26 protein-coding genes are annotated in these 26,038 nt (G+C 65.6%); 10 read left to right on the top strand and 16 right to left on the bottom strand.

Features of this window, described 5'->3' with window-relative positions:
- Window positions 1-2: 2 nt before the first annotated feature.
- From GTH22_RS17035 to GTH22_RS17020, 4 genes are read right to left on the bottom strand one after another with little or no spacing between them, the layout of a single operon-like run.
- Window positions 3-824 (bottom strand): sugar phosphate isomerase/epimerase, encoded by an 822-nt coding sequence (locus tag GTH22_RS17035; RefSeq protein WP_252946759.1) that lies wholly within the window; start codon window positions 822-824, stop codon window positions 3-5.
- 13 nt (window positions 825-837) lie between these two features.
- Window positions 838-1,449 (bottom strand): NIPSNAP family protein, encoded by a 612-nt coding sequence (locus GTH22_RS17030; RefSeq protein WP_252946757.1) that lies wholly within the window; start codon window positions 1,447-1,449, stop codon window positions 838-840.
- Window positions 1,446-3,215: an FAD-dependent oxidoreductase gene (locus tag GTH22_RS17025; protein ID WP_252946756.1), complete on the bottom strand. Its 1,770-nt coding sequence runs from the start codon at window positions 3,213-3,215 to the stop codon at window positions 1,446-1,448. The genes GTH22_RS17030 and GTH22_RS17025 overlap by 4 nt, the downstream gene beginning before the upstream one ends.
- Window positions 3,215-4,096 carry an NAD(P)-dependent oxidoreductase gene (locus tag GTH22_RS17020; protein ID WP_252946754.1) on the bottom strand — a complete coding sequence of 294 codons (882 nt, stop codon included), beginning with the start codon at window positions 4,094-4,096 and terminating at the stop codon, window positions 3,215-3,217. The genes GTH22_RS17025 and GTH22_RS17020 overlap by 1 nt, the downstream gene beginning before the upstream one ends.
- 219 nt (window positions 4,097-4,315) lie before the next feature.
- Here GTH22_RS17020 and GTH22_RS17015 point away from each other — a divergent pair, with 219 nt between their 5' ends.
- A complete protein-coding gene (locus GTH22_RS17015) occupies window positions 4,316-6,028 on the top strand; it encodes an FAD-binding protein (protein WP_252946753.1) in 1,713 nt (570 codons plus the stop codon).
- A 13-nt stretch (window positions 6,029-6,041) separates the two neighbouring features.
- On the opposite strand, the gene GTH22_RS17010 is transcribed toward GTH22_RS17015, so the two are convergent.
- The 4 genes from GTH22_RS17010 to GTH22_RS16995 form a co-directional block, all read right to left on the bottom strand.
- Window positions 6,042-6,860, bottom strand: a complete 819-nt coding sequence (locus GTH22_RS17010) for an IclR family transcriptional regulator (protein ID WP_252946752.1) — start codon at window positions 6,858-6,860, stop codon at window positions 6,042-6,044.
- A gap of 72 nt (window positions 6,861-6,932) precedes the next feature.
- On the bottom strand, window positions 6,933-7,973 hold the full coding sequence (locus tag GTH22_RS17005) for a Gfo/Idh/MocA family protein (protein ID WP_252946749.1): 1,041 nt from the start codon (window positions 7,971-7,973) through the stop codon (window positions 6,933-6,935).
- Window positions 7,974-7,993: 20 nt separating this feature from the next.
- A complete protein-coding gene (locus tag GTH22_RS17000) occupies window positions 7,994-8,719 on the bottom strand; it encodes an SDR family NAD(P)-dependent oxidoreductase (RefSeq protein WP_252946748.1) in 726 nt (241 codons plus the stop codon).
- Window positions 8,716-9,651 carry a DMT family transporter gene (locus GTH22_RS16995; protein ID WP_252946747.1) on the bottom strand — a complete coding sequence of 312 codons (936 nt, stop codon included), beginning with the start codon at window positions 9,649-9,651 and terminating at the stop codon, window positions 8,716-8,718. Before GTH22_RS16995 ends, GTH22_RS17000 begins: the two co-directional genes overlap by 4 nt.
- 187 nt (window positions 9,652-9,838) lie before the next feature.
- Between GTH22_RS16995 and GTH22_RS16990 the strand changes: the two genes are divergently transcribed.
- The 6 genes from GTH22_RS16990 to GTH22_RS16965 all read left to right on the top strand — a co-directional run bounded on the left by GTH22_RS16990 (window position 9,839) and on the right by GTH22_RS16965 (window position 15,148).
- On the top strand, window positions 9,839-10,873 hold the full coding sequence (locus tag GTH22_RS16990; protein WP_252946745.1) for a TRAP transporter substrate-binding protein: 1,035 nt from the start codon (window positions 9,839-9,841) through the stop codon (window positions 10,871-10,873).
- A 158-nt stretch (window positions 10,874-11,031) separates the two neighbouring features.
- Window positions 11,032-11,589 carry a TRAP transporter small permease gene (locus tag GTH22_RS16985; protein ID WP_252946744.1) on the top strand — a complete coding sequence of 186 codons (558 nt, stop codon included), beginning with the start codon at window positions 11,032-11,034 and terminating at the stop codon, window positions 11,587-11,589.
- A complete protein-coding gene (locus tag GTH22_RS16980) occupies window positions 11,586-12,911 on the top strand; it encodes a TRAP transporter large permease (protein WP_252946742.1) in 1,326 nt (441 codons plus the stop codon). Before GTH22_RS16985 ends, GTH22_RS16980 begins: the two co-directional genes overlap by 4 nt.
- A gap of 28 nt (window positions 12,912-12,939) precedes the next feature.
- On the top strand, window positions 12,940-13,527 hold the full coding sequence (locus tag GTH22_RS16975; RefSeq protein WP_252946740.1) for an NIPSNAP family protein: 588 nt from the start codon (window positions 12,940-12,942) through the stop codon (window positions 13,525-13,527).
- 16 nt (window positions 13,528-13,543) lie between these two features.
- Complete coding sequence (locus GTH22_RS16970; protein ID WP_252946739.1) at window positions 13,544-14,311, top strand: SDR family NAD(P)-dependent oxidoreductase; 768 nt, start codon at window positions 13,544-13,546, stop codon at window positions 14,309-14,311.
- Window positions 14,312-14,344: 33 nt separating this feature from the next.
- Window positions 14,345-15,148: an IclR family transcriptional regulator gene (locus tag GTH22_RS16965; protein WP_252946737.1), complete on the top strand. Its 804-nt coding sequence runs from the start codon at window positions 14,345-14,347 to the stop codon at window positions 15,146-15,148.
- A gap of 78 nt (window positions 15,149-15,226) precedes the next feature.
- On the opposite strand, the gene GTH22_RS16960 is transcribed toward GTH22_RS16965, so the two are convergent.
- From GTH22_RS16960 to GTH22_RS16930, 7 genes are all read right to left on the bottom strand, one after another.
- Window positions 15,227-16,015, bottom strand: a complete 789-nt coding sequence (locus GTH22_RS16960) for a cyclase family protein (protein WP_252946736.1) — start codon at window positions 16,013-16,015, stop codon at window positions 15,227-15,229.
- A gap of 169 nt (window positions 16,016-16,184) precedes the next feature.
- On the bottom strand, window positions 16,185-17,168 hold the full coding sequence (gene dctP / locus GTH22_RS16955; protein WP_252946734.1) for a TRAP transporter substrate-binding protein DctP: 984 nt from the start codon (window positions 17,166-17,168) through the stop codon (window positions 16,185-16,187).
- A 21-nt stretch (window positions 17,169-17,189) separates the two neighbouring features.
- Window positions 17,190-18,071 carry an SMP-30/gluconolactonase/LRE family protein gene (locus tag GTH22_RS16950; protein WP_252946732.1) on the bottom strand — a complete coding sequence of 294 codons (882 nt, stop codon included), beginning with the start codon at window positions 18,069-18,071 and terminating at the stop codon, window positions 17,190-17,192.
- Window positions 18,072-18,076: 5 nt separating this feature from the next.
- Window positions 18,077-19,372 carry a TRAP transporter large permease gene (locus tag GTH22_RS16945; protein WP_252946730.1) on the bottom strand — a complete coding sequence of 432 codons (1,296 nt, stop codon included), beginning with the start codon at window positions 19,370-19,372 and terminating at the stop codon, window positions 18,077-18,079.
- Window positions 19,365-19,886, bottom strand: a complete 522-nt coding sequence (locus tag GTH22_RS16940; RefSeq protein ID WP_252946729.1) for a TRAP transporter small permease — start codon at window positions 19,884-19,886, stop codon at window positions 19,365-19,367. The genes GTH22_RS16945 and GTH22_RS16940 overlap by 8 nt, the downstream gene beginning before the upstream one ends.
- A gap of 63 nt (window positions 19,887-19,949) precedes the next feature.
- Window positions 19,950-20,942 carry a TRAP transporter substrate-binding protein DctP gene (gene dctP / locus GTH22_RS16935; RefSeq protein ID WP_252946728.1) on the bottom strand — a complete coding sequence of 331 codons (993 nt, stop codon included), beginning with the start codon at window positions 20,940-20,942 and terminating at the stop codon, window positions 19,950-19,952.
- Window positions 20,943-20,986: 44 nt separating this feature from the next.
- On the bottom strand, window positions 20,987-21,865 hold the full coding sequence (locus GTH22_RS16930) for a shikimate dehydrogenase (protein WP_256471604.1): 879 nt from the start codon (window positions 21,863-21,865) through the stop codon (window positions 20,987-20,989).
- Between the two features lie 192 nt (window positions 21,866-22,057).
- Between GTH22_RS16930 and GTH22_RS16925 the strand changes: the two genes are divergently transcribed.
- The 3 genes from GTH22_RS16925 (at window position 22,058) to GTH22_RS16915 (ending at window position 25,350) form a co-directional block, all read left to right on the top strand.
- Window positions 22,058-23,704, top strand: a complete 1,647-nt coding sequence (locus GTH22_RS16925) for an alpha/beta hydrolase fold domain-containing protein (protein ID WP_252946726.1) — start codon at window positions 22,058-22,060, stop codon at window positions 23,702-23,704.
- A gap of 136 nt (window positions 23,705-23,840) precedes the next feature.
- Window positions 23,841-24,821 (top strand): TRAP transporter substrate-binding protein DctP, encoded by a 981-nt coding sequence (gene dctP, locus GTH22_RS16920; protein WP_252946725.1) that lies wholly within the window; start codon window positions 23,841-23,843, stop codon window positions 24,819-24,821.
- Between the two features lie 88 nt (window positions 24,822-24,909).
- Window positions 24,910-25,350 (top strand): type II 3-dehydroquinate dehydratase, encoded by a 441-nt coding sequence (locus GTH22_RS16915; RefSeq protein ID WP_252946724.1) that lies wholly within the window; start codon window positions 24,910-24,912, stop codon window positions 25,348-25,350.
- On the opposite strand, the gene GTH22_RS16910 is transcribed toward GTH22_RS16915, so the two are convergent.
- On the bottom strand, window positions 25,347-26,033 hold the full coding sequence (locus GTH22_RS16910; protein ID WP_252946723.1) for a GntR family transcriptional regulator: 687 nt from the start codon (window positions 26,031-26,033) through the stop codon (window positions 25,347-25,349). The two genes, GTH22_RS16915 and GTH22_RS16910, sit on opposite strands and share 4 nt — an antisense overlap.
- Window positions 26,034-26,038: the final 5 nt, after the last annotated feature.

The following is a 26,038-nucleotide window of genomic DNA, read 5'->3' as shown; positions in this document are numbered from 1 at the left end:
GCTCAGGCCCTCCCTGCCGCGCGCAGGATCGCCTGCGTCGCGGCCATCGCCATGCTGGCGCGGCCGAGCGGGTCGATCTTGGTCGCCAGCTTTCGGTGCGGCACCTCCACGCTGATCGTGGTGCCCTCGGGCAGCGCCTTGGCGAGGCCGAGCATGTCGATGCCACCTTCGCCCGGAAACAGCCGCTCTCCCCGGGCGACAGCAATCAGAGCTTCGTCGCTGGGGTCATAGGGCACCGCGCCATCGCAGAACTGGGCGTAGTTGATCCGCGCGGGAGGCAGGGCAGCGATCTCGTTCAAGGTGGTATCGGAGCGGTCGAAATGCAGCGCGTCGATCAGCACCCCGCCATTGTCCTGCCCGGCGGCTTCGACAATGGCCTGCGCCGCCTTCAGGTCGGGAACCGCCGTCCAAGGCATGAACTCGAGATCCGCCGTCAGCCCGGCCGGGGCGGCGAGTTGGCAGAAGCGGGCATAGTTCTCGGTCAGGCGCCCGGTGTCCGGATCGTCCCCCGCCACCAGCACATGCCGGGCCGAAAGCGCGGCGCAACGGTCGGTGAAGCGGGAGAAGAGATCCCAATCGTTCTCCGGTTTGAGGCGGATGATCTCGACATCGCCCACCGTCACGCCGGTATCGTCGAGCGCCGCCCGCACCTCCCGCAACACGCTGTCATCTGACAGCAGCGGATAGTCGGGCTCGGCACCGGGCGCGGCAGGCAGGATACGCAGTCCCACCATCTGGTAGCCCGCAGCGGCGGCGGTTTTCACCGCCTCCACCGGACCGACGTCGAAGGTGGTGAGGAAGGCAAGAGAGATCGGGTGTGTCATGTGGATCGTTCGCTCAGGTCATCGGCGAGAAAGGCAGGGGCATGGCAATCTGGCTGGTCATTTCCGGCATCAGGCTGGCCGGGCCATCCTTGGGCGGCCACTTCCCGTCCTTGACGGAGGCGGCGCGGGCTTCGGCGCGGGCGGCAAGGCTCTCGTAGGGCCAGATCTGGGTGAGGCGCGGCTCGCCATCGAGCCCGTAAAACGCGGCACTGAGCTTGGAGTATTCCTCCCGCCCGGGCACTGCATCGCGCCACTTTTCGACCAGCTCGCGAATGCCGTTGATCTTGGTGCGATAGGTGCGGAACTCGTAAACCGGGCCATGGGCACCAGGCTTCACCGGCGGCATGAAATCCAGCGCGCGGTAGCTCTCCATTGTGAGCCTGACCAGCTGCTCGGTGCAGCCGAAGGGATCGGCACTCATCAGCGCACGCTCGCGCTCGGTCATCATCTCGTCGAGGCTGTCGAAGCCGCGCAGCAGAAACACACGGTTGAGCGATCCGATGTCGGTGCCCCATGCGCCGAGAAAGGTGCCGCTGCCGCCAGCGATCCACTCCTGAATGCCCGGCGATGCCGCCCCGGCCCCGAAAATCACCGTGTCCAGCGTGGCAAGCTCATAGTAGCTCATGTCGTCATCTCCTTGATATTGACCTCTGCGGCTCCGCCTTGGGAGCCGGCATCGAGGCTGGTAACGGGCTGGCCCGCGAGATCGCGCCCAGCAATGTATCCGAATGTCATTCCCGGCCCGAGGTTGATGCCCCCCGCCGGGTAGTTGCCGCCCATGATCGACGCCATGTCGCTGCCCACGGCGTAGAGCCCGCAGAGCGGCTCTCCCATGCCGTCAAGCACGCGGGCGCGGGTATCGGTGGCAAGACCGCCGAAGGTGCCCAGCGATCCGGGCAGGATCTCGACCGCGTAGAACGGACCCTTCTCCAGCGGCGCAAGCGAGGTGTTGGGCCCGTGGTCCGGGTCGCCCTGAATCCGGTTGTAGATGCTCTCGCCGCGATGAAAATCGGGGTCGCGCCCCTGAACCGCGTGGCGGTTGAAGTTGGCGACGGTCTCCGCCAGCACCTCGGCGGGAATGTTACAGGCCCGCGCAAGGTCGGCCAGCGTGCGGCCGCGTTTCAGGTAGCCATTGCGCACCGCCGGCCCGACGGGGAAGGGAAAGGGCTTTGACCATCCCAGCCCCCAGCGCCGTTGCGCCCTGTGATCCGCGATCAGCCAGCACCGCGGCGCTTGTCCGCTTGGGGTTGCCTCGATCATTGCCCGGGTGAACCCGTGGTAGCTGTCGGCCTCCGAAACAAACCGCCGCCCCCGCGGGGTCACGGCGATGATGCCGGGCTTTGCGCGTTCGATCAGGTGCGGGAAGGTGTCGAAGCCGCCATTCCCGTTCGGAACACGCGACACAGGGGCGAGCGCAACGTTCCACTCCAGCGTGCCGTCAAGTTTTCCGCCGGCAGATTCGCCAAGGCTCAGCCCATCGCCCGTGTTGCCCTTGGGAGCGGCAGAGTGATGCCCTGCCGCGCCGCCGGCAGCGGACGCCAGCGCGTCCAGCCGGACCGGGTCATGCGGGAAACCGCCCGTGGCCAGCACCGCTCCCCGCGCGGCACGAACCTTAACCGGGCCGTCCGGCGTGTCGAGCATCGCGCCCACCACACGGCCATCCTCGCTCAGGAGCCGCTGTGCCGGAGCGCTCTCGACGAAGGTTACGCCGAGGTCGAGCGCGGAGCGGAGAAGGCGGGCAACGAGTGCGTTGCCGTTGCGAAGCTGCATGCCCCGCCGGTGCAGTGCGAGATCGCGGAGGTGGCGGGTGATCCTCCGGGTGGCGTAAAGAGCCGAAGCGGGCCGCCGGGTGGCGCGGAAGAACTCGTTCATGTCCGCCATGCCGCCGATGCCCATGCCCCAAAGACTGGCCACGCCGAGCGGTGGGCGCAGCTTCTTGATCCACTCGCCCAAGGCCCGCCCGTCATAAGGCGCAGCCGCAACAGATCGCCCGCCCTTCGCCGCGCCGGGCGTTTCATGAAAGTCGGGCACCCCGTTTCCGTCGACCCAGGCCACGGCCGTGTTCTTCTGGAAGAAATCCACCATCTCCGGGCCGTTCTCGAGGAACACCCGCAGGCGGGGGTCGCTCGAGCGATTGCCCAACTCGGAGCGGAGATATTCCAGCGGCTTTTCGATCGGCTCGTCGATGCCTGCCGCACGGGCGAGAGGGTTGCGCGGAATCCAAAGCCAACCCCCGGACCAGGCCGTGGTGCCGCCCAGCACCGGGGCCTTTTCCGCCACCACCACGCGCAGCCCGAAGTGCGCGGCCGTCACTGCGGTTGCCAGGCCGGCCGCACCGGATCCGATGACCAGCACATCGCAGTCGAGGGTGGTATGGGGAGATGGAGCCATCAGGCCGAGGCGCCGCGCAGATCCGCGAGCGAACTGGCAATGCCCTGCTCGATGGTCGTGACGGGTTGCGGCCCGAGCCATTCGGGCGCAGGCGTGTTGGCCAGCGTCTCTGGAATCCGCATCTTCGGGCCATCATATGTGATGCCATCCCAGCCAGTCTGCTGCTTCAACTCGGCAATGAACGCATCCATCTCGCGGGTGTCTCCGGCCATGGTCAGAATGCCGGCGCCGGTCATTTCGCCCGTCATGGCCGCGGCGAGTACGCGGGCGACGTCGTCGACATGAACAAACCCCACCCGACCCGAGAACCGGATCACCGCAGGCTCGCGCTTGACTGAAGCCGCAAGGGCCACCGAGGGGCCCGAGGCAATGCCGCTGCTGATGCCCGGCCCGTAAACGATGTAGGGCCGCAGCCCGAGGCTCGGCACGCCATGATCGGCCTCGTAGACCCGCGCAATGCCTTCCACGGCCAGCTTGGTGACACCGTAGATGCTCATCGGATGCGGGTTGTCTGCATCTTCGGGGCCGTAAACCCCGGCACTACTGAGGTAGGCAACCGGCAGCTTGCGGGCGCGCGCGGCCTCGAACACGTGCAGGCTGCCCAGCAGGTTGATGTCGAAGGCGCGCCGCGGATTGGCAGCACAGTCCACCGTCATGATCCCGGCGAGATGCACGACGCCATCGACCGCTTCCATTGCCGAGGCCACGCTGGCCGCATCGGTCACATCGCCCTCAACAGCCTCCCAACCTTCCGGAAGCGAGAAGGCGTGCAGTGCCTTCGGGAGATCCAGCAGGCAGGGTGTCACACCCTGCTCCGCCAGCTTGCGGGCCACGCGCTGCCCGATGAAACCGGTGCCTCCGGTCAGCAACACGCGGGTCATGGCTGATAGCCCCGGACACGCCTGCAACGCAGATTCGCAATGTGCATGAACTGTCTCCTCCCTGATCTTGGGTTCAGGTTCTGTCACAAAATGGAATGTCGTTCAATATTAAAAGTATCTTCCAAAACCGAGAGCGCCGTGGCAGGTTGCGCGCGATTTGACAGGACCGATCCCGGGCCGGCCATGCAGGCACCGGAGCGTTGGCGCTAGGAGGACCGCATGACAGACACCGCCGCACACGCCCCGCAACAACAGGGCGATTTCGACGAAGTAACCGACCTGTTGGTGATCGGCGCAGGGGTTGGCGGCATGACCGCTGCACTCGTCGGCGCAATGCGCGGCCTCGAGGTGATTCTCTGCGAGAAGACCGGAATGGTGGGCGGCAACACCGCAACCTCCGGCGGCACCACATGGGTGCCGGGCACCGCGCTCAGCCGAGAGGCGGGCGCCCCCGACAGCACCGAGGACGCCGCCGATTTCCTGCGCCACATCGTCGGCAACCGGGGCGGCGATTCGCTGCGGGCGGCCTTTCTGGACTCCGGCCCGCGGGCGATTGCCGAGATCACCGAGAACTCCGAAGTCCGCTTCGCCGCCGCACCGGCGCACCCCGATTACCTCGACGGCCCGGGCTCTGCCTATGGTGGCCGGGCGCTTGGCCCGATGCCCTTCGACGGTCGGCGGCTCGGGAAGGACTTTGGCCGGGTACGCCCGCCGCGTGACGTGTTCATGGGGCTTGGCGGCATGATGGTGGCCCGAGGGGAGATCGACCCGCTGCTGAAACCCTTCGCGAGCCTCTCCAACCTGACCACCACGATGAAGGTCGTGGGCCGCTACGCCCGCGACCGGCTCGGCCACAGCCGGGGCACGCGTCTGCTGATGGGCAATGCCCTGGTGGGCCAGCTCTTTCTGAGCCTGCGGCAGCGCGAGGTGCCGATCCGGTTCGACAGCCCGCTGAAGACTTTGATCAGCGAAGGCGGAACGGTGGTGGGCGCCGTGATCGACACGGCAAATGGCCCGCGCCGGATCCGGGCCCGCAAGGGCGTGGTCCTCGCGACTGGCGGGATCGGCTGGAACAAGGAGCTGCGCGCGCGTTTCTTTCCGCCCGAAGTCTCCCCCGCCTCGCAGATGGATCCCTCGATCTCGGGCGACGGCATCTCGACTGCCGAGAGAGATCTTGGCGCGGCGGTCGACAGTGGTGGCGACAGCGCCGGCCTCTGGATGCCCTGCTCGATCCTGAAGAACGCCGACGGCACAACCTCGGTCTGGCCACATATCCTGCTCGACCGGGCCAAGCCCGGGCTGATCGCGGTCGGCGCCGACGGGCGCCGCTTTGTGAACGAGAGCCTCAGCTACCACGACTTCTGCATGGGAATGATCAACGCCGGGCAAAGCGCGGCATGGCTGGTCGTGGATTCCCGCTTCATCCGCCGCTATGGCCTCGGCCTGGTGCTACCGGGCGGGCGGGGGCTGCGGGGTCTGCTGCGCAAGGGCTACCTGACGGAAGCACCCTCGCTTGCCGATCTGGCCGAACGGATCGACATCGACCCCGCAAGCCTTGCGGAGAGTGTTGCCGCCAACAACCGCTATTCGGAAACCGGAACTGACGAGGACTTCGGCCGGGGCAGCTCGACCATGAGCCGGTTCAACGGCGATCCCGAACGCGGGCCAAATCCCTGTATCGGCCCCATAGCCGAGGGCCCTTTCTATGCGCTGAAGGTCGTGGCGATGGACCTCGCCGGGGCGGGCGGGCTCCAGACCGACGAAACCGGCACCGTCCTGCGACCCGACGGCAGCAAAATTTCCGGCCTCTATGCCTGCGGCAACGATGCGGCGACGATCTTTCGCGGCACCTACCCCGGGCCGGGCACAACCATCGGGCCTGCAATGGTGTTCGGCTGGCGGATCGCCAGCCATGCTGCGGGCACGCTCTGAGGCGGCTGGCCCGTTACTCGGCAGCTTTGGAGATCAGGCCGAGATTGTGGTGGAAGTATTTGAAGCCCAGCGCCGCATCGCCCAGTTCGGCGGCGGCCGCCTTCAGCATCTCTGCATGGGCGGCCATCCACTCCGGATCGAGCCGGGCGGTCGGCCCGGCGATGGAGAGGCACCCGACCACGGTTTCGCCACCCCGGTAGCGCACCGGAACGGCCATGGCGGCCATGCCCACGAGGTAGCTGTCGATCGCAACCGAGTAGCCACGCTCCCGCGTTTCGGCGAGGCGGGTCATCAACTCCGACAGAGTTTGCGGGGCCTTGCTGCCTGCGTTTTCGTCGGCACGAACCACGCCCTGACGGCTGACGCGCATCAGCGCCTCATCCTCGCTCATTGTCGATAGCCAGGCCTGTCCCCCGGCCGAACTGGCCAGATGCACAACGACGCCTTGCTCCTGCCCCGGGTCATAGCGAAGCCCGCGAGTACCACCCTGCGCCACGGCCACCCAGGTCAGGCAATCGTCATCGACGATGGAGAGCCGAATCAACTCGCCACTCTCGGCAGCAAGACGGTCGAGCACCGGCTGGGCCACGTCGGTGATGCCCGCTCGCCCCAGAAAGCCGAGCCCAAGGGCAGGCATGCGGATCGTCAGCCCGTAGTCTCCATGCGCCTGCGCCTGCCGCACGTAGCCCAGCCGGGTCAGTTCCTGCAGCGTACGGTGCACCCCGCTGGCGGGCTGTGCGGTCGCCTGTGCAATGGCAGAGACCGGCAGGCCTTCCGGGTGCTCCACAAGCAGTTCGATGATGGCGAAGGATTTTTCGAGAACGCTGCTCATGATTTTTCCGTTTTGGAATTTCATTCCATAATGGCAGCGCCGATGCTCCAAGGTCAACGGCGCTGCACGCAATTACCCCACGTGATCGGCCACCCGGCTCAGCTTGCCACTTTCGATGGAGGCGGCAATCGCCTGCATCACGGCAAGGTTCAGGCTGCCTTCGCGCGCGTCGATCACCGGCGCCTCCTGCCCGGCAATCACGCCGGCAAAATGCTCCAACTGCGCCACGAAGGGGTCGACATGATCATAGGTCACCGCCTCCGGCGCCATCCGCGTCGTCCACTCGCGCGACCCCTGATGTCGCCAGAGCTCCAGGCGCGGCAGCGTCAGCCCCGCCTCCGTGCCCGAGAACATGTGCGAAACGATATCGTGCTTTGGAAACCGCGGCGCATCACCCGAGCCGAGGTCCCAGCTCCAGGGGCCGCAGGCGGTGTCTGACAGCGCCAGGGTTGCCAAGGCACCGCTTTCGAAGCGGAAGATTACCGCCGCGGTATCCTCCACGGCCAGCCCCCGGATGCCCGAAGAGGAAAGCGCCATGACCTCGGCAATCTCTCCCACGGTAAATCGCAGCAGGTCGATCTCGTGGATTGCATTGATCAGCAGCGGCCCGCCAACACCGGGCGTGCGGCGCCACTCGGGATCGAAGTAGGCGGGCGGCTTCATCAGGTCATAGGTGATCGAGACCTTCGCCAGCCGCCCAAGCGTGCCCTCGGCGATCAGCTCCTTTGCCTTGCGAATGGCGCGGTGGTGGCGACGATGGTGGCCGACCAGCACCGGCGTGCGGGTTCGCGCGGAGATTTCGGCCAGCTCCATGCCCTCCGCGACCGTGTTGGCCACCGGCTTTTCCATGAGCACAGGGATGCCTGCCTCCAGAAAATCCCGCCCGATGGGCAGATGCAGCGCATTGGGCGCTGCAATGATGGCACCATCGGGCTTTTCGGTGGCGATCAGGGACTTGTGGTCGGCATGGCTCGATGTGCCGTGGCGCGTGGCAATCTCGCCCGCGCCCGGTGCCGGGTCCGCAATGCCGGCCAGCGTGAAACCCTCATGCCGGGCGATGGTTTCGATGTGGGTGATACCTATCGCCCCGCTTCCGATGACGCAGATCTTCATGGCCGTCTCTCCCTCCCCTGTCAGTATGTCGCGCGCCCGCCGGAGGCGTCGAAAGTCGCCCCGGTGGTGAAGGAGCAGCGATCAGATGCCAGCCAGATGGCCAGCTCCGCAATCTCGGCGGGCTTCCCGGCACGCCCCATCGGCACCTTGGCCAGCACGGCCGCCCGCTGCTCTTCGGGCATCTGGAAAATCAGCTCGGTCTCGATGATCGCCGGTGCGATGCAGTTGACCAGCACCCCTGAGGTGGCCAGCTCCTTGCCCTGCGATTTCGTGAGCCCGATCATCGCAGCCTTGGAGGCCGAATAGGCCGACTGGTTCGCGTTGCCCTCCTTGCCCGCAATCGAAGCGAGGTTGACGATGCGCCCGTATCCGGCTTCGCGCATATGCCCGGCGACGGCACGGCTGGTCAGGAAGGCACTGGTCAGGTTGATTGCGAAGACACGTTGCCAGTCAGCCAGAGCATAGCGTTCTACCGGGGCTGTGGGCCCCGTGATTCCCGCGCAATTGACGAGGCTATGGATCTTCCCGAACCGCGAGACCGTTTCGTCGAAGGCGGCCTGCACAGCCTCCTCAGACGTGAGGTCGCAGGCAATGGCGTGCTGCCCCTCTCGCTGGGCACCGGGGCTCAGATCCCAGATCATTACGGTCGCGCCATTGGCAACGGCCTTCTCGGCAATCGCCTGACCGATGCCTCCATGGCCCCCGCCGATCACCATGACGGTGCCGGAAAGCATGGCTGTGCTCATGTGCGTATTTCCCTTTCTGGAGGTATTGAAATGTAGGCTGCTGCGGCCCGCCGGTTTGCGCGGCGCTCCTGCCACCACAGGAAAATTCCGCTCGACACAAGGATCACCGTGCCAAGGGTCAGCCGGGTCGACAACGTATCCCCGAACCAGAAGACGGTGATGAGAGCGGCCCCCAGCACCTGGCTGTAGAGAAAGGGCGTCAGGGTCGACGCTCTAGCGCGCGCATAGGCGGCCAAGAGGGCACTGTGACCGAGGGCGCCGAAGCCGCCGATCGCCAGCATCAAGCCGAGATCATGCAGCGAAGGGCGGACCCAGAAGAGGGGCAGGGCCAGCGTCAGGGCAAGGGCACCGATGGCGGTGGTGGCGAACTGGGTGCATCCGCGCTCCTCGTCGGTCGAGAGGATGCGGGTCAGAATCAGGAAGACCGACATGCAGAAGGCAACGCCCAACGGCAACAGAACCTCCGGCGTCAGGATCCTGCCAAGGTCCGGGTCTATCACGATGACGGTCCCGGCGAATCCCCCTCCCACAGCAACCCAATGGCGCGATGTGGGACGTTCGCCGAGAAAGAGCGCAGCCCAGATCACCACGAGAATCGGCGAGAGAAACTGGATCGTCGTGGCATTCGCAAGGGAGGTGAGGACGACGGAAGTATACATCATCAGCGTCGTCACCAGCAGGATCAGCCCGCGCAGCAACTGGAGCCCGGGTCTCCGCGTCTGCACCAACCGCCAGCCGTAGCGGCGGCTCAAAAACCCGACGACGAACAGCGTGTGAAAGACGTAACGCGCCCAGGCCGCCTGCCAGACACTGGCATGATCCGAAAGGATTTTTCCGACCGCATCGGTGGCAGCCAGCAGGACACCAGCCAGGATCGTCAGGCAGATCGCAGCTGCCAGGCTCCGCGGTGCCAATGTCTCTGTAGCTGTCATTCCTCACTCCCTGCTGTCGTACTGATATGAAATACTATTGTGGAATGCTATTCAAAAATAGCTTGCGATACCGAATATCCTGTGCTTCCTATCTAGCCGTCACGCAGAGCCGGGCCCGGGAGGGGTTCGGCGCGAAAATGAGTGCCGGAGGTGGGTGCGTCAGCGCGCACGGCACAGGGAGGGCAAAATGCTCAACAAGCGAACTTTCTTGAATTCGGCACTCGCTGCGGCGGTGCTGGCCGGCTCGTTTCTGGCACCGGCGCCGGTGGTGGCGCAGGACACCATCACCTGGAAGGCCGTCACGCTTCATCGCAACGGCGAGAGCTACAAGAAGTGGCTCTGGTTCCAGGAAGAAGCCGCCAAGCGGACCGACGGACGGCTTCAGGTCGAAATCCTGACCTTCCCCGAAGTGGGCCTGACGGGCACCGACGTGCTCCGCGTCATGGAAAGCGGCCTCATCAGCATCGCCGAAGTTTCCACCGGCTACGTATCAGGGGACTTTCCGCTGATCGAAGGCACCGACCTGCCCGGCATGGTCGGCTCCATCGACCAGTCGCGCGAGGTCTACGACGCCTGGTTCGACGAGGTCGTGCTGCCAAACAGCGACGCCATGGGCGGTAAGGTCTTCTCGACCTTCGTCTGGGGCTCGATCTACCTCTTCACCGCCGAACCGATCACGACCGCAGCCGACTTCAAGGGCCTCAAGATCCGGGTCTTCGCACCCGCCCAGGCGCGCATGGTCGAGGAACTCGGCGGCGAGCCGATCTCGATGCCGATTTCCGAGGTCTACTCGGCGCTTCAGCGCGGAGTCATCGACGGCATGATCACCGGCGCCGACCAGATCAAGCCGATGTCGGCCTGGGAGGTGACGCCCAACATCACCGATATCGGCATCGCTCCGCTCGGCGCCTATATCGTGATCTCGCAGAAGGCCTGGGACGGACTGCCCGAAGACATCCAGCAGATCCTCACCGACATGCAGGACGAGTTCACCGACGTCGGCTGGTCCACCGGCACCGAGAACACCAAGATCGGCCTCGAAATCGGCCGCGAACACGGCATGTCGATCAGCATCCCCGCCTCGCCCGAGCTTCAGGACGAGATGCGCGCGGTGGCGGTCAGCGACATCGCACCCTGGTGGAAAGAACGCGTGGGCGCCGAGGGCGCAGCCAAGTTCGACGAGATCATTCTCCCGATCGTCGAAAAGGCAGCGGCGGAGTAACCGCCGACGCACCTGTCCCGGTGGCACGGCCCCTCGATGGGGCCCGCCCGACCACCGGGAACCGGCGCGGCCCGGCTTCTCCCCGATTGCCGGACCGCGCCGACTTCCTCCGCCAAAGGGCGGCACCAGCCTTTCATCTCCAGACCGAGGGACACCCGTTGCAAACCCATTCCCGAAACCTGCTGGCGCTGTGCAACAGGGTCACCACCGCGATGGCCTGGCTCAGCGGGCTGCTGTTCCTCATCATGGCGCTCTACATGACGGCCGATGTAACCAGCCGCTCGCTCGGCGGCCCGTTCACCGGGGTTGCCGATACCTTCGCGGCCTTCACCCTCGCTCTGGGGGGCACATGGGCACTGGCACGCGCGCTTTCCGATGGCAGCCATGTGCGGATTGACCTGTTCCTGCCGCTCTACAGCACGCGCATCAAGGGCTACCTCTACACATGGTCGATGCTCATGGCCGCGCTCTTCGGCGCGGTGCTGGCCTGGCAGGCCTGGGTGCTGGTCGACAAGTCGGCCGCACGTGACGCGCTGGTGCCGCAATCGCTGGTGGATGTTCCGCTGGCCATTCCGCAGGCCTTCGCCGCGGTGGGCTACTCGATGTTCACCCTGCAGGCCGTGGTGATGACCCTCGTAGCCATCACACTTCTCTTCACCGACCACGGCGACCTGATCGAAGACCTTGAGCGCCATGAGGCAGGGCCCCAGATATGAACACCGTAATCATCACCATCATCGTTCTGCTCTTCATCGGCTTCGCGCTCGGCATGCACGTGGCGATTGCCCTCGGCATGACGGCCCTCGTCACCGGCATGGTCTTCATCGGCCCGATCTGGGACTTTTTCGGACAGATCCCGTGGAACACCACCAGCGGGGCCACGCTCATCGTGGTGCCGCTGTTCATCCTGATGGGCGAACTGCTCCTGCGCAGCGGCATCACCGAAGACCTCTACACCGCCTTCGCCAAATGGATGGACAGAATGCCCGGCGGCCTCCTGCACACCAACATCGCAGCCAGTGGCGTGTTCTCGGCCATCAGCGGCTCCAGCGTGGCCACCGCCGTCACCATCGGCGGCGTGGCCCTGCCCTCGCTGAAACGGCGCAACTACAACGAGCGCATCTCGCTCGGCTCGCTGGCGGCGGGGGGCACGCTCGGCATCCTGCTTCCGCCCAGTATCATCCTCATCGTCTACGGCCTCATGGCCGAGGTCTCCATCGGCCGGCTCTACATTGCTGCGATCGTGCCGGGCCTCATCATGATGGCCGCCTTCATCGCCGTCATTGCCGTCCGGGTCTTTCTGCGCCCCGACATGGCCCCGCGGGAGGGCGCGCAAAGCTACAGTCTCGGCGAGAAGATTGCGGGCCTCGTCAACGTGCTGCCCGCAATGGCGCTGATCCTGCTCGTGCTCGGCACCATCTACGGCGGCATCGCCACCGCAATCGAAGCCTCCGCCTTCGGCGTCACCGGCGCGCTTCTGATCGCCCTGCTCAAGCGGCGGGTGAACCTCGACATGCTGTCGAAGTGCTTCGTCACAACGGCCAGCACCACCGGCATGGTGATGCTGATCCTCATCGCGGCCTTTCTCCTCCAGTTCGTCCTGGCCTTCACCGGGATCCCGGCGGCGATCACCCGCTACGTCGTGAGCCTCGGGCTTTCCGAGCTGGAACTCGTTCTCCTGCTCTGCGTGATCTACCTCGTCTTGGGGATGTTCATGGAGAGCATGGCCATGATGGTCACAACCCTGCCGCTGATCCTGCCGCTGCTGAACTCGATGGGCGTCGACCTGGTGTGGTTCGGAGTGATCCTGGTGATCATGATCGAGGTCTCGCTGATCACGCCACCGGTCGGGATGAATCTCTTCGTGCTGCAATCGCTGCGCCGCCGCCTCGCTGGCCCGGGGGGCACCGGCTCGATCGTCGACCTCTACGTCGGGGCCTTCCCCTTTGTCTTTGCCATGCTCGCGGTCCTGCTGATGGTGATCCTGCTGCCGGACCTGGCGATGTTCCTCGTCGAAACCATGCGCGGCACCGGCTGAGGGCACCAACCCAAAGAGGGAATAGAGAATGGCAGAGCTGATCTACGAGTTTCGCAGCTACCGGCTGCTGCCCGGCAAGGCGCCCCACTACCTCGGGCTGCTGCGTCAGCACGGTGCGGCAGTGGTCAGTCGGCACCTGCCGATGCTGGGCTTCTGGATGACCGAGACCGGGCGTCTGAACACCCTGCATCACCTATGGGCCTACGCCGACATGGGCGAGCGCGCAGCCTGTCGCGCAGCCCTGATGGCCGATACCCGCTGGACAAAGGGCTTCGTGCCCGAGGCCTTTCCGCTGATCCAGGCGCAGGAAAGCCGGCTGATGCAGCTTGAAACCGGCTCGGCCCTGCTTTCCGAAGCCACGGCGCGCCGCAAGGAGCCGGTGAGCGTCGAGCCAGCCGACGGCCCGGTGGTCACCGAGGCGCTGCACGGCGTCAGCTTCGGCGGCAACGCCGCCCAGCCGGAAGGTCATATCGGCAGTTTTATAACCGTCTCAGGCGAGGCGCCGGGCACGCGGGTTTCGCTCTTTTCCTGTGACGGAACCACGCTACCAGCCCCGTCTGGAGCGCCCTCTCGCCAAGAGCTGATGCGCCCCGCCAGCTTCTCCCCCCTTCGCTAGAATGGAGCCCCCCGACATGGATCATCGCACCGCCATCATCACCGGCGCGGCAGACGGAATCGGCTGGGCAATGGCGCAGGTCTTTGCGCGTGCCGGCCATGCCGTGCTGCTGGCGGATCTCGACGGCGAAAAGGCCGCCGCCCGCGCCGCCGAGCTGGGCCCGCGCCACCTGTCCGCCGCCGCCGATGTAACCTCCGAAGACGACGTGACCGCTCTCGCGGCTCTGGCCGCAGAGAGCTTCGGTGGCTGCGACGTTCTGGTGAACAACGCCGGCATCGCCGACCGCCACCTGCCGACACTCGAGCAGGACATGGCCCATTTTTCCCGCGTGCTCGACGTGCACCTCAAAGGCACGTTTCTCGTGAGCAGGGCCATCGGAGCGGGCATGCTGAAGGTGGGAACCGGCGCAATCGTCAACATCGGCTCTATCGCCGGGGTGGCGGGCATGCCCCGCCGCAACGCCTACGGTGCCGCCAAGGCCGGCATCGTCGCGATGACCCGCTCCATGGCCTGCGAATGGGCCGGGCAGGGCGTGCGGGTCAACGCGATCATTCCGGGCTACGTGGAGACCGACCTTGTTGCGACGCTCATCGCCGACGGAAAGCTCGACGCCACCCGCCTGCGCCGCCGGATCCCCATGGGCACTCTCGCCCGCCCCGAGGATATCGCCGAGGCCGCGCTCTTTCTTGCCTCCCCGCAGGCACGGTATATTACCGGAACCACGTTGAACGTTGATGGCGGCTGGAGCGCGTTCGGAGATTCCGGAGATGCCAGCCCCGGCTGAGTTGGTCCCGGGGGCCAGCAGGAAAGGACATGTATGAGTTCCGTTGTCGATCGTACCTTCGCCATCCTGGAGTTGCTGAGCACGGTGCCCGACGGGCTCTCGGTGAAGGCGATCGCCGAGCATCTCGACATGCCCCCCAGCGGCACCCACCGGTTGCTCGGTCAACTGGTGCAGACCGGCTATGTCTCACAGGACCGCGTGCAGGGCGACTACGGGCTGACGATGAGAGCCGCGGCCATCGGCATGAGCTTTCTTCGGCGCAGCAAGGTGGTCGAGATCACCCAACCCATTCTCGACAGCATCGCCCAGGAGGCGCATGAGCTGGTTCGCCTGAGCGTCCTTGAGAACGACGGCCTGATCTGGATCGGCGTGGCCCAGGGCGCGACCGTGGGGCTGCGCTACGACCCGGGCGAAGATCAGGGCCAGATTGCGCACCTTGCCTCTTCGGCCAGCGGGCTGGCCTGGCTCTCGACGCTCGATGACGACGCTGCCCTGATGCGGGCGGCGCGGGCGGGCTTTCAAACCGAAACCAGCGGCCCGAATGCGCCGCGCGGTGCCGCCGAACTGCTCGAGCGTCTCGGCGAGACACGGGCACGCGGCTATTCCATCGTGATCGAAAGCTTCATGGCCGGGATGAACGCAATGGCCGCCCCGATCCGCCACCCCGACAATGGTCAGGGGATCGGCACGATCAGCATAAGCGGACCCAGCGTGCGCTTTTTCCAAAGTACGATGGAGGCCCTCGGCCCGCGCCTGATGAGCGCGGCGGAGGATCTCGGGAAAATGGCCTATGCCTCGCAATTCTTCCGCCGGGCGCTCTCGTCACAAGCGGACTAAGGCGGACAAAACGCGATTGGATCCGGCGCAGAAACTCCGGGCCGAGCGAGCGGCCCGGAGCGGTTTGCCTTCAACGGCTCAGTGCAGCGCCACGATCCGCGAGGGCCCGCCTGACGCTCCGGCAACTTTCGGCGCGCCAACCAAAATGTACGCCCCCGACGCGGCGATCTCATCCATGCCGGTCAGGCATTCCACGCCCCAGCGCCCGGACCCGAGCCACTCGTAGTGCACCGGAAACTCGCCCGAAGCGATGCCCCGGTCGAGCGAGAGCGTGTCCACCGCGATTCCCTTGACCGAACGCTCCTCGATCAGCAGTCGGGCGGCCTCGGGGTGGAAGCCCGGCGTGTGGTTCTTGCCCTCCCCGTCGAGCCCGGTGAAGCGTTCGGTCTTCAGGTGCGCCGACCAGCCGGAATTCATGGCAACGCAGGCACCCTCCGGAATCTCGCCGTGCTCGGCTTCCCAGGCCGCAATGTCATCCGGCGTCAGGTAGGCATCGGCATCCTCCGCGGCCTTCTGGCGGATGTCGATGATCACCAGCGGACAGAGCAGGTCGCCAATCGGGATCAGGTCCGCCGAGTTGCCATCCTCGGAAAAGTGGATCGGCGCGTCGATATGGGTGCCAGTGTGCTCCATCAGGGTCCAGCGGTTGAGATTCACCCGGTCCTTCTCCCAGGTCACCGGATGCTCCATCTCAAACCACTTCTCGCCCGAGAAGGTTGGGAAGCCCTCGTAAAGCGTGTGGGTCATGTCGGTGACGCTGCTGAAACTGAGCGGCCCGGTGGCGGCACTGGCGCGCGACGCGCTGCCAAGCAGCCCGCCGGCGCCGGCCAGCGAGGCCACGCCAAGCGTGAACCCGGCCTTCAGCACACCGCGGCGCGTGGCTTTTTCACAGATCGAATGCAAACAGTTCGGTGGGCACATGGGTACTATCCTTCTGTTGATCAAATCAGATCCACGGCACCAGCGCCGTGAAACAAAAAGCCCGCAGCCGAAGGTCGGCTGCGGGCGGGGAGAAACCGTTCTTGGGCGGGTCTCCTCAGAGACCGTTGATCGCGTCGATCATGCCCTCGGGCCAGGACTGCGACATCGTCGAGTTCAGATACTGCTCCTGCGCGTAGGCCTGAAAGGCCGCCACATCGGGGGTGTAGACCTTGAGCCCCTCGCCCTCGAAAAAGGCGATCAGCTCGGCCTCCTGGTTCAGGTACTGCTCGTCAGACCAGGCCACGGCGTTCTCGGCAGCAGAACGCATCCGCTCCTGCTGCTCGGGTGTCAGCGCGTCAAACACCTTGGACGACACGATGATGAGGCCGATGCCCACGTTGTGGCCGGTCAGCACGATCTGGTCGGTCACTTCGTAGAACTTCATTTCCTTGTCGTTCGGCAGCGGGTTGTCCTGCCCGTCGACCACGCCCGATTGCAGCGCGGTGTAAAGCTCCGAGTAGGGCACCGGCACCGGGTTGGCGCCGAGCGACTTGCCGAGGAACTGCCAGCTTTCGCCACCGGGCATCCGCAGCTTGACCCCCGACATGTCGGCAGGCGTCATGATCTCCTTGTCACCGCGCAGGTTGACCTGGCGGGTGCCGTAATAGAGCCCGGTCAGGATCTCGACCCCGAGCTTGTCGCGGCCAATCTGACGGAGCTGCTCGCCGACCTCGGACTGGAACACCGCCTTGAGGTGGGCCTGGTCACGGATCACGTAGGCCGCGCCGAGAATGTCGAACTCGGGCGCCTGCTGCGCGAGGTCCGAAGGCGGCAGGCTGGCCATCTGGATATTGCCGCGCTGGATGCCCGTGAGCTCGGTGCCCTGCTTCATCAGGGTCGCGCCGTAGAAGGGCTGGAAGTCGAACTCCTCACCGATCTCCTTGGCGAAGATGTCGACAAGCGCCACGTTGCGCGGGGCCTGCTGCGGGTTCACATCGGAGAAGATCAACTCGATCTTGTCCTGGGCCTGCGCCCCACCGGTGAGCATGGCCACCGCGAGCGCGGCGGATGCGAAGGTCTTTATCTTGTGATGGATCATGTAATCCTCCCTTGGTTTTCTTCAGATGTTGAACAGGTTTTCGGGCACCCCCTGCCCTGCCCCCTCGATGGCAAAGACGCTTCCGGCCAACGGCTCGGCAGCGAGTTGCTCGGGCGAGAGGAACTTGAAGGCAGAGGTGACGAAGAGTGTTTTCAGATCGGCCCCGCCGAAGCAGAGGCAGGTCGGGTTGGTCACGGGCAGGGCGATCTCGCGGTCGATCCGGCCATCCGGGGCGTAGCGCACCACCCGGCCACCGCCGAAGAAGGCCTGCCAGAGGCAGCCATCGGCATCGACGCATGCGCCGTCTGGCCGGTCACCCGTGGCCGAGTAGTCGGCAAACACCTCGCGTCCGGTGATCGCCTCGCCGGCCTCGTCGAGGGTGAGGCGGAAGGTGGTGTAGCGGCGGGTATCGGTAAAATACATGTGCCGCCCGTCCGGATCGAAGGCGATGCCGTTCGACACCACCACGTCGTCCAGCATTCGGGTCATGGTGCCGTCCGCGTCCACCCGGTAGAGCGCGCCCAAACCGTCCTTCAGCCCATTGTCCATGGTGCCGATCCAGAGCCGCCCGCGGGCATCGACGCGCCCGTCGTTGAGGCGGGTTGCGGGCATCGCCTCGTCCGGCGTGGCGGCAAAGGGCGTGGCGGCTCCGCTCTCGGGGTCCAGTGCCACGAGAGCGAGATCGCGCGCGCCCATCAAGCCCCCGGAACGGGTGAGCGCAAGCGAGCCGAAGTAGGTGCCGGGCTGCTCTCGGGCCTCCGCACGCCCGGTCGCCGGATTGAGCTGCCACAGGGTCGGCTGCTCGATGTCGATCCACCAGAGCAGACCGCGCGCCGCGTCCCACAGCGGGGTTTCCCCGAGCTGGGCAGCGACCTTCTGAACACAGTGGATGGTGGGCGTCATTGCCGTCACCCCTTGTAGCCCAGCAGGCGCGGCAGCCAGAGCACGAAGTCAGGCACGAAGGTGATGATCATCAGCGCCACGACGAGGGCCACGAGAAACGGCGCCAGATCGCGCACGATCCGGGTGAGCGGCTGCTTGGTGATCGACGACACGATGAACAGCAAAAGCCCGTAGGGCGGCGTAACCAGCCCGAGCATGGCGTTGACCACACAGATCACCCCGAAGTGCACCAGGTCGATCCCGAGCGCCTGAGCGGTGGGGATGAAGATCGGCACGATGATCAGCAGGATCGCGCCCGACTCCAGGATACAGCCCAGCACGAGGAACAGCGCGTTGATCGCCAGAAGGAAGCCGATCCGCGACAGCTCGTATTGCCCGAGGAAGGCCGCAAGCGAATCCGGCACGTTCTCGCGGGTCACGACATACTGGAAGGTCAGCGCCCCGGCGATCAGGATGCCCACGGTTGCGGTGGAGCGGGCCGAGGCCAGCAGCGTCTGGTAGAACTGGCCGACCCTCACCGAGCGGTAGAACACCACCGAGATCAGCAGCGCGTAGAAGGCCGCAACGGCGGCCGCCTCGGTGGGCGTCATCACCCCGCCGTAGATGCCGCCCAGCAGGATCACCGGCAGCAGCAGCGCCGGGATGGCGCGGAAGGTCACGCCGGGCATCTCGCGCAGCGGCACCACCTCGTCGACCGAGAAGTTGCGGCGATGCGCGATGACCGCGTTCATGATCATCAGCACGAGGCCCATAAGCAGCCCCGGCGCCATGCCTGCGGCAAAGAGGTAGCCAACGGACTGATCGGAAACCAGCGCATAGAGCACCATCGGGATCGAGGGCGGAATGATCGGCCCGATGGTGGCGGAGGCGGCAGTAATGGCGGCGGCATAGGAGGGCGTGTACTTCCCGTCCTTCGTCATCATGTTGATGATGATCTTGCCCATGCCCACCGCATCGGCGACCGCCGAGCCGGACATGCCGGAGAAAATCAGCGACGACACCACGTTGACGTGGCCAAGCCCGCCCTTGAACCGCCCGACCAGCGCCTGCGAAAACTGCAACAATCGGTCGGCCAGCGAACCGATATTCATGATGTCGGCGGCAAGGATGAAGAGCGGAATCGCCAGCAGCGTGTAGCTGTTGAACAGGCCCTGCAGCAGCGTCTCGGAGGCGATCGAGGGGTCGAACCCCTTCAGCATCAGGTAGACCGAAGAGCCGCAGATCATCGCGAGGCCCATCGAGAGGCCGCCGAAGGCAAGAACCGCGATCAGCAGGATGGAAATCAGGAAGGGGTCATTCATAGTCGTGGCTTCCCGCCGATTGGGGCGTGTTCCAGCCGGGGCCGGTGCCGGTGATGCCGCGCCAGATGCTGATGAAGCAGCGCAGGATCACGGAGAGTGCGAAGGGGACGTAGATGGCGAAGACCCAGTCGAAACGGATCTTCATGTAGGCGGTCTTCTCGATCGCCATGAAGGAGACGTAGTCCCAGACGTTCGGCAGGGTCCATATGAAGATGCCCGCGCAGATCGCGCCGGTGATCACGTCAAGCGCCCGGCGCCCGCCTCGGGGCAGCAGGTTGTACAGGATGTCGAGCCGGATCACTTCGGATTCCCGCACCACGAAGGCGTATCCGAACAGGATGCCCCAGAGCCACGCGATGGAGACAAACTCCACCGTCCAGCCCAGCGGCAGGTTCAACAGGTAGCGAAAGACGATCTGGATCAGGAAGCTCACGAAGAGCGCCCCGAGGATCAGCGCGAGTATGTTCTCGGCTCGCGCGCCGAGCCATTGGATTGGTTTTCGCAGACGGTCCATCCTGCCCCCGGTTGTCTCTTTGGTCGGAGACCGGCCAATCTGGCCGGCCTCCCTGTTGGTGGCTCAGAGGCCGTTGATCTGATCGAGCAGCCCTTCGGGCCAATCGGCAGAGAACTTGGAGTTCTTGAACGCCTCGAGCACGTGGGTGCGGAAGGCTTCCTTGTCGGGCTCGTAAACCTCGAGACCCTGCTCCTCGAAGAAGGCCACCAGCTCGGCCTCCTGCGCAATCGTGTCGGCGTCGAGCGCTTTCTGGAACTCCAGAGAGCATTCCTGCACCTTGGCCTGCTGCTCCTCGTTCATCGAATCCCACTTCTTCCGCGAGATCGAGAACACGTTGGTCGCGATCAGGTGGCCGGTGAGGATGATCTGGTCGGTCACCTCGTAGAACTTCATCTGCTTGTCGGCAGGCAGCGGGTTGTCCTGCCCGTCCACGGCGCCGGTCTGAAGCGCGGTATAGACCTCGGTGAAGGCCATCGGCGTCGGGTTGGCGCCCAGCGCCTCGCCAACGAACTGCCAGCCCTCGCCGCCCGGCATCCGCAGCTTGATCCCTTCCAGATCGGCCGGGACCATCACCTTGCGGTCGCCCCGGATGTTCACGTGGCGGGTGCCGATATAGGGCCAGGACAGCAGCTTGATGTCGGTGGCCTCTTCCATCTTGGCGTAAAGATCGTGAAGCACGTCGCTCTCATAGACCGCACGCATGTGGTCGTAGTCGCGGAACAGGTAGGCTGTGCCGAGGATCGAGGCTTCGGGCACCTGGTTGTAGAAATCGAAGATCGCCAGAGCGCCCATGTCGAGGTTGCCGCGCTGCATGGCGGTCAGTTCGGTGCCTTGCTTGAACAGCGTCGCGCCGAAATAGGGTTTGAACTCGAACCCGTCACCGAGGCAGCCCGAGAAGGTCTCCCGCAGAATGCGCGACCGGCGGTCGGTGTCCTGCACGGTGTCGGAATAGATCAGCTCGACCTTGTCCTGCGCCAGAGCCATATCGGCCCCTCCGCCAAGGCCGGCTCCAAAGCCGACGGCGGCCAGTATCGCCAGTTTGAGGGTAGTCTTCATCCTAAGCTCCTCCCAGGTGCTCATGTCGCGGGCGCAGCCCGCCTTCAGGTGAACGAGTCGAATGCCTCCCGCATCCGCTCGATATCGGGCGTCATGCCCGTGAAGAGATGAAAGGCCCGGACGGCCTGGTAGAGCGCCATCCCGGAGCCGGGCAAAACCGCGCAGCCCAAGGCCCGCGCCGTGGCGAGCAACTCGGTTTCGAGCGGGAAATAGACAATATCCGCAACCCAGTGATCGGGCCGCAGCGCGGCGGCTGGCAGCGGCAGGCCCGGCGCCTTGGCCATACCCACGGGTGTTGCGTTGACGATACCTTGGGCAACCTCTGCGGCCGCCGTCGCGTCTGCCACCGCGATGGCCCGGCCGGCGCCGTAGTGGCGGCAAAGATCCTGCGCCAGCGCGTCCGCCGAAGCGGCGTCTACGTCGCGGATCATCAACTGTTCCACGCCGTTGTCGAAAAGCGCATGGGCCACAGCCCCGCCCGCCCCGCCGGCGCCGATCAGGAGCACCCGGTCGCGGAGCGCCTCGGGCAATCCGCGACGCAGACCTTCGGAAAAGCCCCAATGATCGGTGTTGTCGCCAATCCGGCGACCCTCGCGCAGCAGCACGGTGTTGATCGCGCCAACCTTGCGGGCAGCCTCCGAGACTTCGTCCATCAGCGGAAGCACATCGCGTTTGAACGGGTAAGTCACGTTGAGGCCGTCGAAGCCCTCGGCCTCCAGCAGGTCCAGCGTTTCGGCCATATCCGCGGGCAAGGTGCGCGCGTCGCTGTCGATCAGGTCGTAGCGGTAACCCAGCCCGGCAGCCTCCGCCGCGGCCATGTGCATCCGCGGTGTCCGCGACCCGCCGATGCCCCGCCCAAGAAGCCCGATACGGTGCGACCCGAGCGCGCCCGGAAGACGTTGTGCTGAGGTGGCGCTTGCCAAGTTCGTGATTCCTCCCCGGGGCTCTCGTGCCCCCTTGACGCGACATTGTTCGCTACGGTTAATTATGTCAATACTATGTTCGCCAAGGTTAAGAGCGGGCCGTCCGAAAGTCGTGATCCGGAATGGCGCATTCAGCCTTGCCGCGTGATCGGCTAGACCGGGGCCGGAAGCGGACATGGCTGGAGGGGGACGATGGGAGAAATTTCGACCACAGAGGACGCGGGCGGACCGCAGCGGCGCGGCTGGAAGCAGGATCCGGACGCGGTGCGCCGCAACATCGTGCAGGTGGCCCGCGGCGTGTTTGCACGGCAGGGCCTTTCGGGCGCGCGCGTCGAGGAGATCGCCGCCAGCACCCGCACGTCCAAGCGCATGATCTACTACTACTTCGGCGACAAGGAAGGCCTCTACCGGGCCGTGCTGGAAGACGCCTACGGGCGGATGCGCGGCGACGAGGCCGCGCTCGACCTGCGCGCGGTTCACCCCGTGGCCGCTCTGCGCCAGCTGGCCGAGTTCACCTTCGAGCACCACCGCCGCGACCCCGATTTCGTGCGGCTGGTGATGATCGAGAATATCCACGAAGGCGCGCACATGTCGTCCTCCGACAGCATGACGGGGCAGAACAGCTCGGTCATCCTGCTGCTCGAAGACATCTACCAGCGCGGCTGCGAAGCCGGACTCTTCCGGAGCGGCCTCACGGCCCTCGAGCTGCACTGGCACATCTCGGCCCTGTCGATCTTCAACATCGCCAACCGCGCAACCTTCTCGCGCATCTTCGGCGACGCGCTGTTCACCGAACGCGGCCAGCGGATGCTGAGCCGGCATGTGGGCGACATGATCCTCGGCCTGGTGATGAAGCCCGGCCTCTCGTCCGAGACAGACCCGCAACGCCCCAAGGAGGAGGCACGCATGATCAACCCCGACATCTTCCGGTTTCTCGACGTATGGGACGCCAAATGGGCCACGCTGGCCCCCGAGGCCGACGCGGCGGCGCGGCGCACCCATTTCGAGAGCATCGCCCGCGACATGCGCCTGCCCACTCCGCCCGAAGTGGAAACCGACGATGAGCACTGGATCGACAGCAGCGGCGGCCCGGTGCGGGTGCGGGTGTTCCGCCACGCGGCGGGCGGCACCCAGCCTGCGCTCATCTACATGCACGGCGGCGGCTGGATGCAGGGCAGCCCCGAAACCCATTGGGACATCACCGCCCGGCTTGCGGCCTGGACCCGCTGCACGGTGATTTCGGTCGATTACGCGCTGGCGCCCGAGCATCCGTTCCCGGCGGCCTACGAGCAGGTGCTCTCGGTGGCCAAATGGGCGCATGCCGAGGCCGAGGCGCTGCGCATCGACCCGGCCCGCATCGCAATCGGCGGCGACAGCGCGGGCGGCAACCTCGCTGCCGCGGTGGCCCTCACCTGCCGCGACGAGAGCGTGCCGCTCAGCGCGCAACTGCTGATCTACCCCGCCTGCGACTTCGACCAGTCCCGCCCGTCCTATGCCGAGAACGCCGAGGGCCCGCTGCTGAAGGTGGCCGGCATGAAGGCAACCCACGCGCTCTACTCCCCCGACGAGGCGCAATTGTCCCGCGACCCGCGCCTTGCCCCGCTGGTGGCCGAAAGCCACGCCAACCTGCCGCCCACCTACATCGCCGTGGCCCAGAACGATCCGCTGCGCGACAGCGGCCTCGCCTATGCCGAGGCCCTCGAGGCGGCGGGCGTGGAGGTTGAGCTGGATCGCGGCGAAGGGCTGATCCACGGCTACCTCCGCGCCATGGAATATTGCGAGGACAGCGAGGCCAAACTGCGGGCCATGGCCACCTGGCTCCAGCAGGCGCAGGGCTGAAAACGCGGCCGGGCACCCGTCTCGGGTGTCCGGCCGGGGCCGGAAATCGGGGTTTGCGTCATGCAGAATCCTTTCGTATGAATCAAATATCACCTACGATTCCATTTTCGTAGGACATTTTTGGGAGGACCACTTGATGAAGATCACACGCAGGCTGGCGCTCGGCGCCGCAGCCGCCGCCCTGGCGCTGGCCCCGCTCACTGCCCCGGCACAGGACGTGCCCGAGCTCACCTTCTCCGCCGTGTTCACACAGAACGACATTCGCGCGGAGATGATGGAGAAGCTGAAGACGTCGGTCGCCGACATGGCCGATCTGCAGCTCTACTATGGCGGTACGCTCTTTGCGCAGGGCACCGAACTTGTCGCAATCCAGCGCGGCAACCTGTCGATGAGCAACGTCGCCCCGCAGGACATTGCCAAGCAGATCCCCGCCTTCTCCATTCTCACCGCGGCCTACCTGTTCCGCGACGCCGACCACCTGAAAACCTTCTTCGCCAGCGAAGCCGGTGCCGAGATGGTGCAGATGGCCGAGGAACAGCTTGGCATCCACATCCTCGGGCCAACCTACTTCGGCACCCGGCAGGTCAACCTGAAGAGCGACAAGAAGATCACCACGCCCGAAGACATGGCCGGCGTGAAGCTGCGGATGCCCGGCGGCGATGCCTGGCAGTTCCTCGGCGAGTCGCTCGGCGCCAACCCCACGCCGATGCCCTACTCCGAGGTCTACACCGGCCTTCAGAGCGGCGCGATCGACGGGCAGGACAACCCCTTCCCGAACGTGGAGAACATGAAGTTCTACGAGGTGACCGACCAGATCGTGCTGACCTCGCACCTCGTGGCCTTCGACCTGCTGGTCATCTCGCAAGAGATCTGGAGCGGCATGACCGATGAGCAGCGCGCGGCCTTCCAGGCGGCGGCTGACGAGGCGATCGATTGGAGCACCGAGCAGCACCTGGCCCGCGAGGCCGAACTGGCCGAGTTCTTCAAGGGCGAAGGGCTGGAGATCTACGAACCCGATCTCGACGCCTTCCGCAGCCATGCCCAGCAGAAGTACCTCGAGTCCGACCTCTCGGCAGACTGGCCCGAGGGCATGCTCGACCGGATCAACGGTCTCTGACACCGGCCAATATCGAGCAGAAAACAGAACCCGGGCCCGGGGCGCATGATCGCGCCCCGGCGCCACGGCCAGCAAGGATTCCCCAGTTATGCCGAAGCCGATCTACATCCTGAACGGCCCCAACCTGAACCGTCTGGGCGTGCGCGAGCCCGAGATCTACGGCCACACCACGCTGGCCGAGGTCGAAGCGCTATGCCGCGAGGCTGCGGGGCCGCTGCCCCTCGAGTTCCGGCAGACCAACTCCGAAGAGACGATGATCGGCTGGATCCACGAAGCCACCGACACCGGCGCGGGCATGATCATCAACCCGGCGGCCTTCACCTTCTACTCCATGGCGATCATGGACGCGCTGAAGATGTTCGACAAACCGCTGATCGAATATCACATCTCCAACATCCACACGCGCGAGCCGATGTATCACAACTCGCTGGTATCGGGCGTTGCCACCGCCGTCATGGCGGGCCTCGGCGCCGGCGGCTATGCCCATGCAGTGCGGGCGCTGATGGACATGATCGGCCCCGAGGCCTAGTCGTCGAACCGGCCGGTGCGCGCCACGTGGTCGCGCCCGACCATCACGTGATCGGTCAGCAGCGCCTCCGCCCCGGCAATATCGCGTGCCAGCACCAGATCCCGCAGCGCCTCATGCTGTCGGGCCACATCCGCACCACGAAACGACAGGGCCAGCAGGTGATAGCGCATGTAGCGATCAAAGGCGCCGGAATGGCTGGCCATCAGCGCCGGGCTGTCGCAGGCGGAGATGATCGCGTGATGAAAATCCCAGTCGTACTGCACCCAGGACGACACCGGCACCTCTTCACCGGCAACAAGCTGTGTCTCGACCGAGTGCAGCTTGTGATAGGTTGAAACCACCCGCGCCTCCCACTCGATGTCCCCCACCTCGACCGAGCGCCGCAGGGCGTGGCGCTCCAGCAGCAGCCGCAACTCCGAAATGTCCCTCAGGTCGCGCAGCGACACCGGGCTCACCTCGAAACCGCGCTGCCCCTCGGCAATGACGAACCCCTCCACCGCAAGGCGGTTCAGGATCTCCCGCAGAGTCGTGACGCTGGTGTCATAGGTCTCGCGCAGCCGCTCCAGCTTCAGTTTCTGGCCGGGCGCGAGGGTGCCCTGCATGATGTCGAAGCGGATCCGCCGGAGGCTGCGCTCGCCGGTGGTTTCGCCGTGGTGCTCGTGGGTGAAGGTCTTGGCCGCCATCTGGT

The organism is Oceanicola sp. 502str15 (genome assembly GCF_024105635.1).
In the GTDB taxonomy this organism is placed as follows: domain Bacteria; phylum Pseudomonadota; class Alphaproteobacteria; order Rhodobacterales; family Rhodobacteraceae; genus Vannielia.
The sequence above is the reverse complement of the archived record's forward strand: the minus strand, read 5'-3'. Positions and strand labels throughout refer to the sequence as shown.

Coding starts and splice junctions, on each gene's coding strand:
- GTH22_RS17035 (WP_252946759.1), bottom strand. CDS start 824: ATGACACACCCGATCTCTCTTGCCTTCCTCACCACCTTCGACGTCGGT.
- GTH22_RS17030 (WP_252946757.1), bottom strand. CDS start 1,449: ATGAGCTACTATGAGCTTGCCACGCTGGACACGGTGATTTTCGGGGCC.
- GTH22_RS17025 (WP_252946756.1), bottom strand. CDS start 3,215: ATGGCTCCATCTCCCCATACCACCCTCGACTGCGATGTGCTGGTCATC.
- GTH22_RS17020 (WP_252946754.1), bottom strand. CDS start 4,096: ATGACCCGCGTGTTGCTGACCGGAGGCACCGGTTTCATCGGGCAGCGC.
- GTH22_RS17015 (WP_252946753.1), top strand. CDS start 4,316: ATGACAGACACCGCCGCACACGCCCCGCAACAACAGGGCGATTTCGAC.
- GTH22_RS17010 (WP_252946752.1), bottom strand. CDS start 6,860: ATGAGCAGCGTTCTCGAAAAATCCTTCGCCATCATCGAACTGCTTGTG.
- GTH22_RS17005 (WP_252946749.1), bottom strand. CDS start 7,973: ATGAAGATCTGCGTCATCGGAAGCGGGGCGATAGGTATCACCCACATC.
- GTH22_RS17000 (WP_252946748.1), bottom strand. CDS start 8,719: ATGAGCACAGCCATGCTTTCCGGCACCGTCATGGTGATCGGCGGGGGC.
- GTH22_RS16995 (WP_252946747.1), bottom strand. CDS start 9,651: ATGACAGCTACAGAGACATTGGCACCGCGGAGCCTGGCAGCTGCGATC.
- GTH22_RS16990 (WP_252946745.1), top strand. CDS start 9,839: ATGCTCAACAAGCGAACTTTCTTGAATTCGGCACTCGCTGCGGCGGTG.
- GTH22_RS16980 (WP_252946742.1), top strand. CDS start 11,586: ATGAACACCGTAATCATCACCATCATCGTTCTGCTCTTCATCGGCTTC.
- GTH22_RS16975 (WP_252946740.1), top strand. CDS start 12,940: ATGGCAGAGCTGATCTACGAGTTTCGCAGCTACCGGCTGCTGCCCGGC.
- GTH22_RS16970 (WP_252946739.1), top strand. CDS start 13,544: ATGGATCATCGCACCGCCATCATCACCGGCGCGGCAGACGGAATCGGC.
- GTH22_RS16965 (WP_252946737.1), top strand. CDS start 14,345: ATGAGTTCCGTTGTCGATCGTACCTTCGCCATCCTGGAGTTGCTGAGC.
- dctP (WP_252946734.1), bottom strand. CDS start 17,168: ATGATCCATCACAAGATAAAGACCTTCGCATCCGCCGCGCTCGCGGTG.
- GTH22_RS16950 (WP_252946732.1), bottom strand. CDS start 18,071: ATGACGCCCACCATCCACTGTGTTCAGAAGGTCGCTGCCCAGCTCGGG.
- GTH22_RS16945 (WP_252946730.1), bottom strand. CDS start 19,372: ATGAATGACCCCTTCCTGATTTCCATCCTGCTGATCGCGGTTCTTGCC.
- GTH22_RS16940 (WP_252946729.1), bottom strand. CDS start 19,886: ATGGACCGTCTGCGAAAACCAATCCAATGGCTCGGCGCGCGAGCCGAG.
- dctP (WP_252946728.1), bottom strand. CDS start 20,942: ATGAAGACTACCCTCAAACTGGCGATACTGGCCGCCGTCGGCTTTGGA.
- GTH22_RS16925 (WP_252946726.1), top strand. CDS start 22,058: ATGGGAGAAATTTCGACCACAGAGGACGCGGGCGGACCGCAGCGGCGC.
- dctP (WP_252946725.1), top strand. CDS start 23,841: ATGAAGATCACACGCAGGCTGGCGCTCGGCGCCGCAGCCGCCGCCCTG.
- GTH22_RS16915 (WP_252946724.1), top strand. CDS start 24,910: ATGCCGAAGCCGATCTACATCCTGAACGGCCCCAACCTGAACCGTCTG.
- GTH22_RS16910 (WP_252946723.1), bottom strand. CDS start 26,033: ATGGCGGCCAAGACCTTCACCCACGAGCACCACGGCGAAACCACCGGC.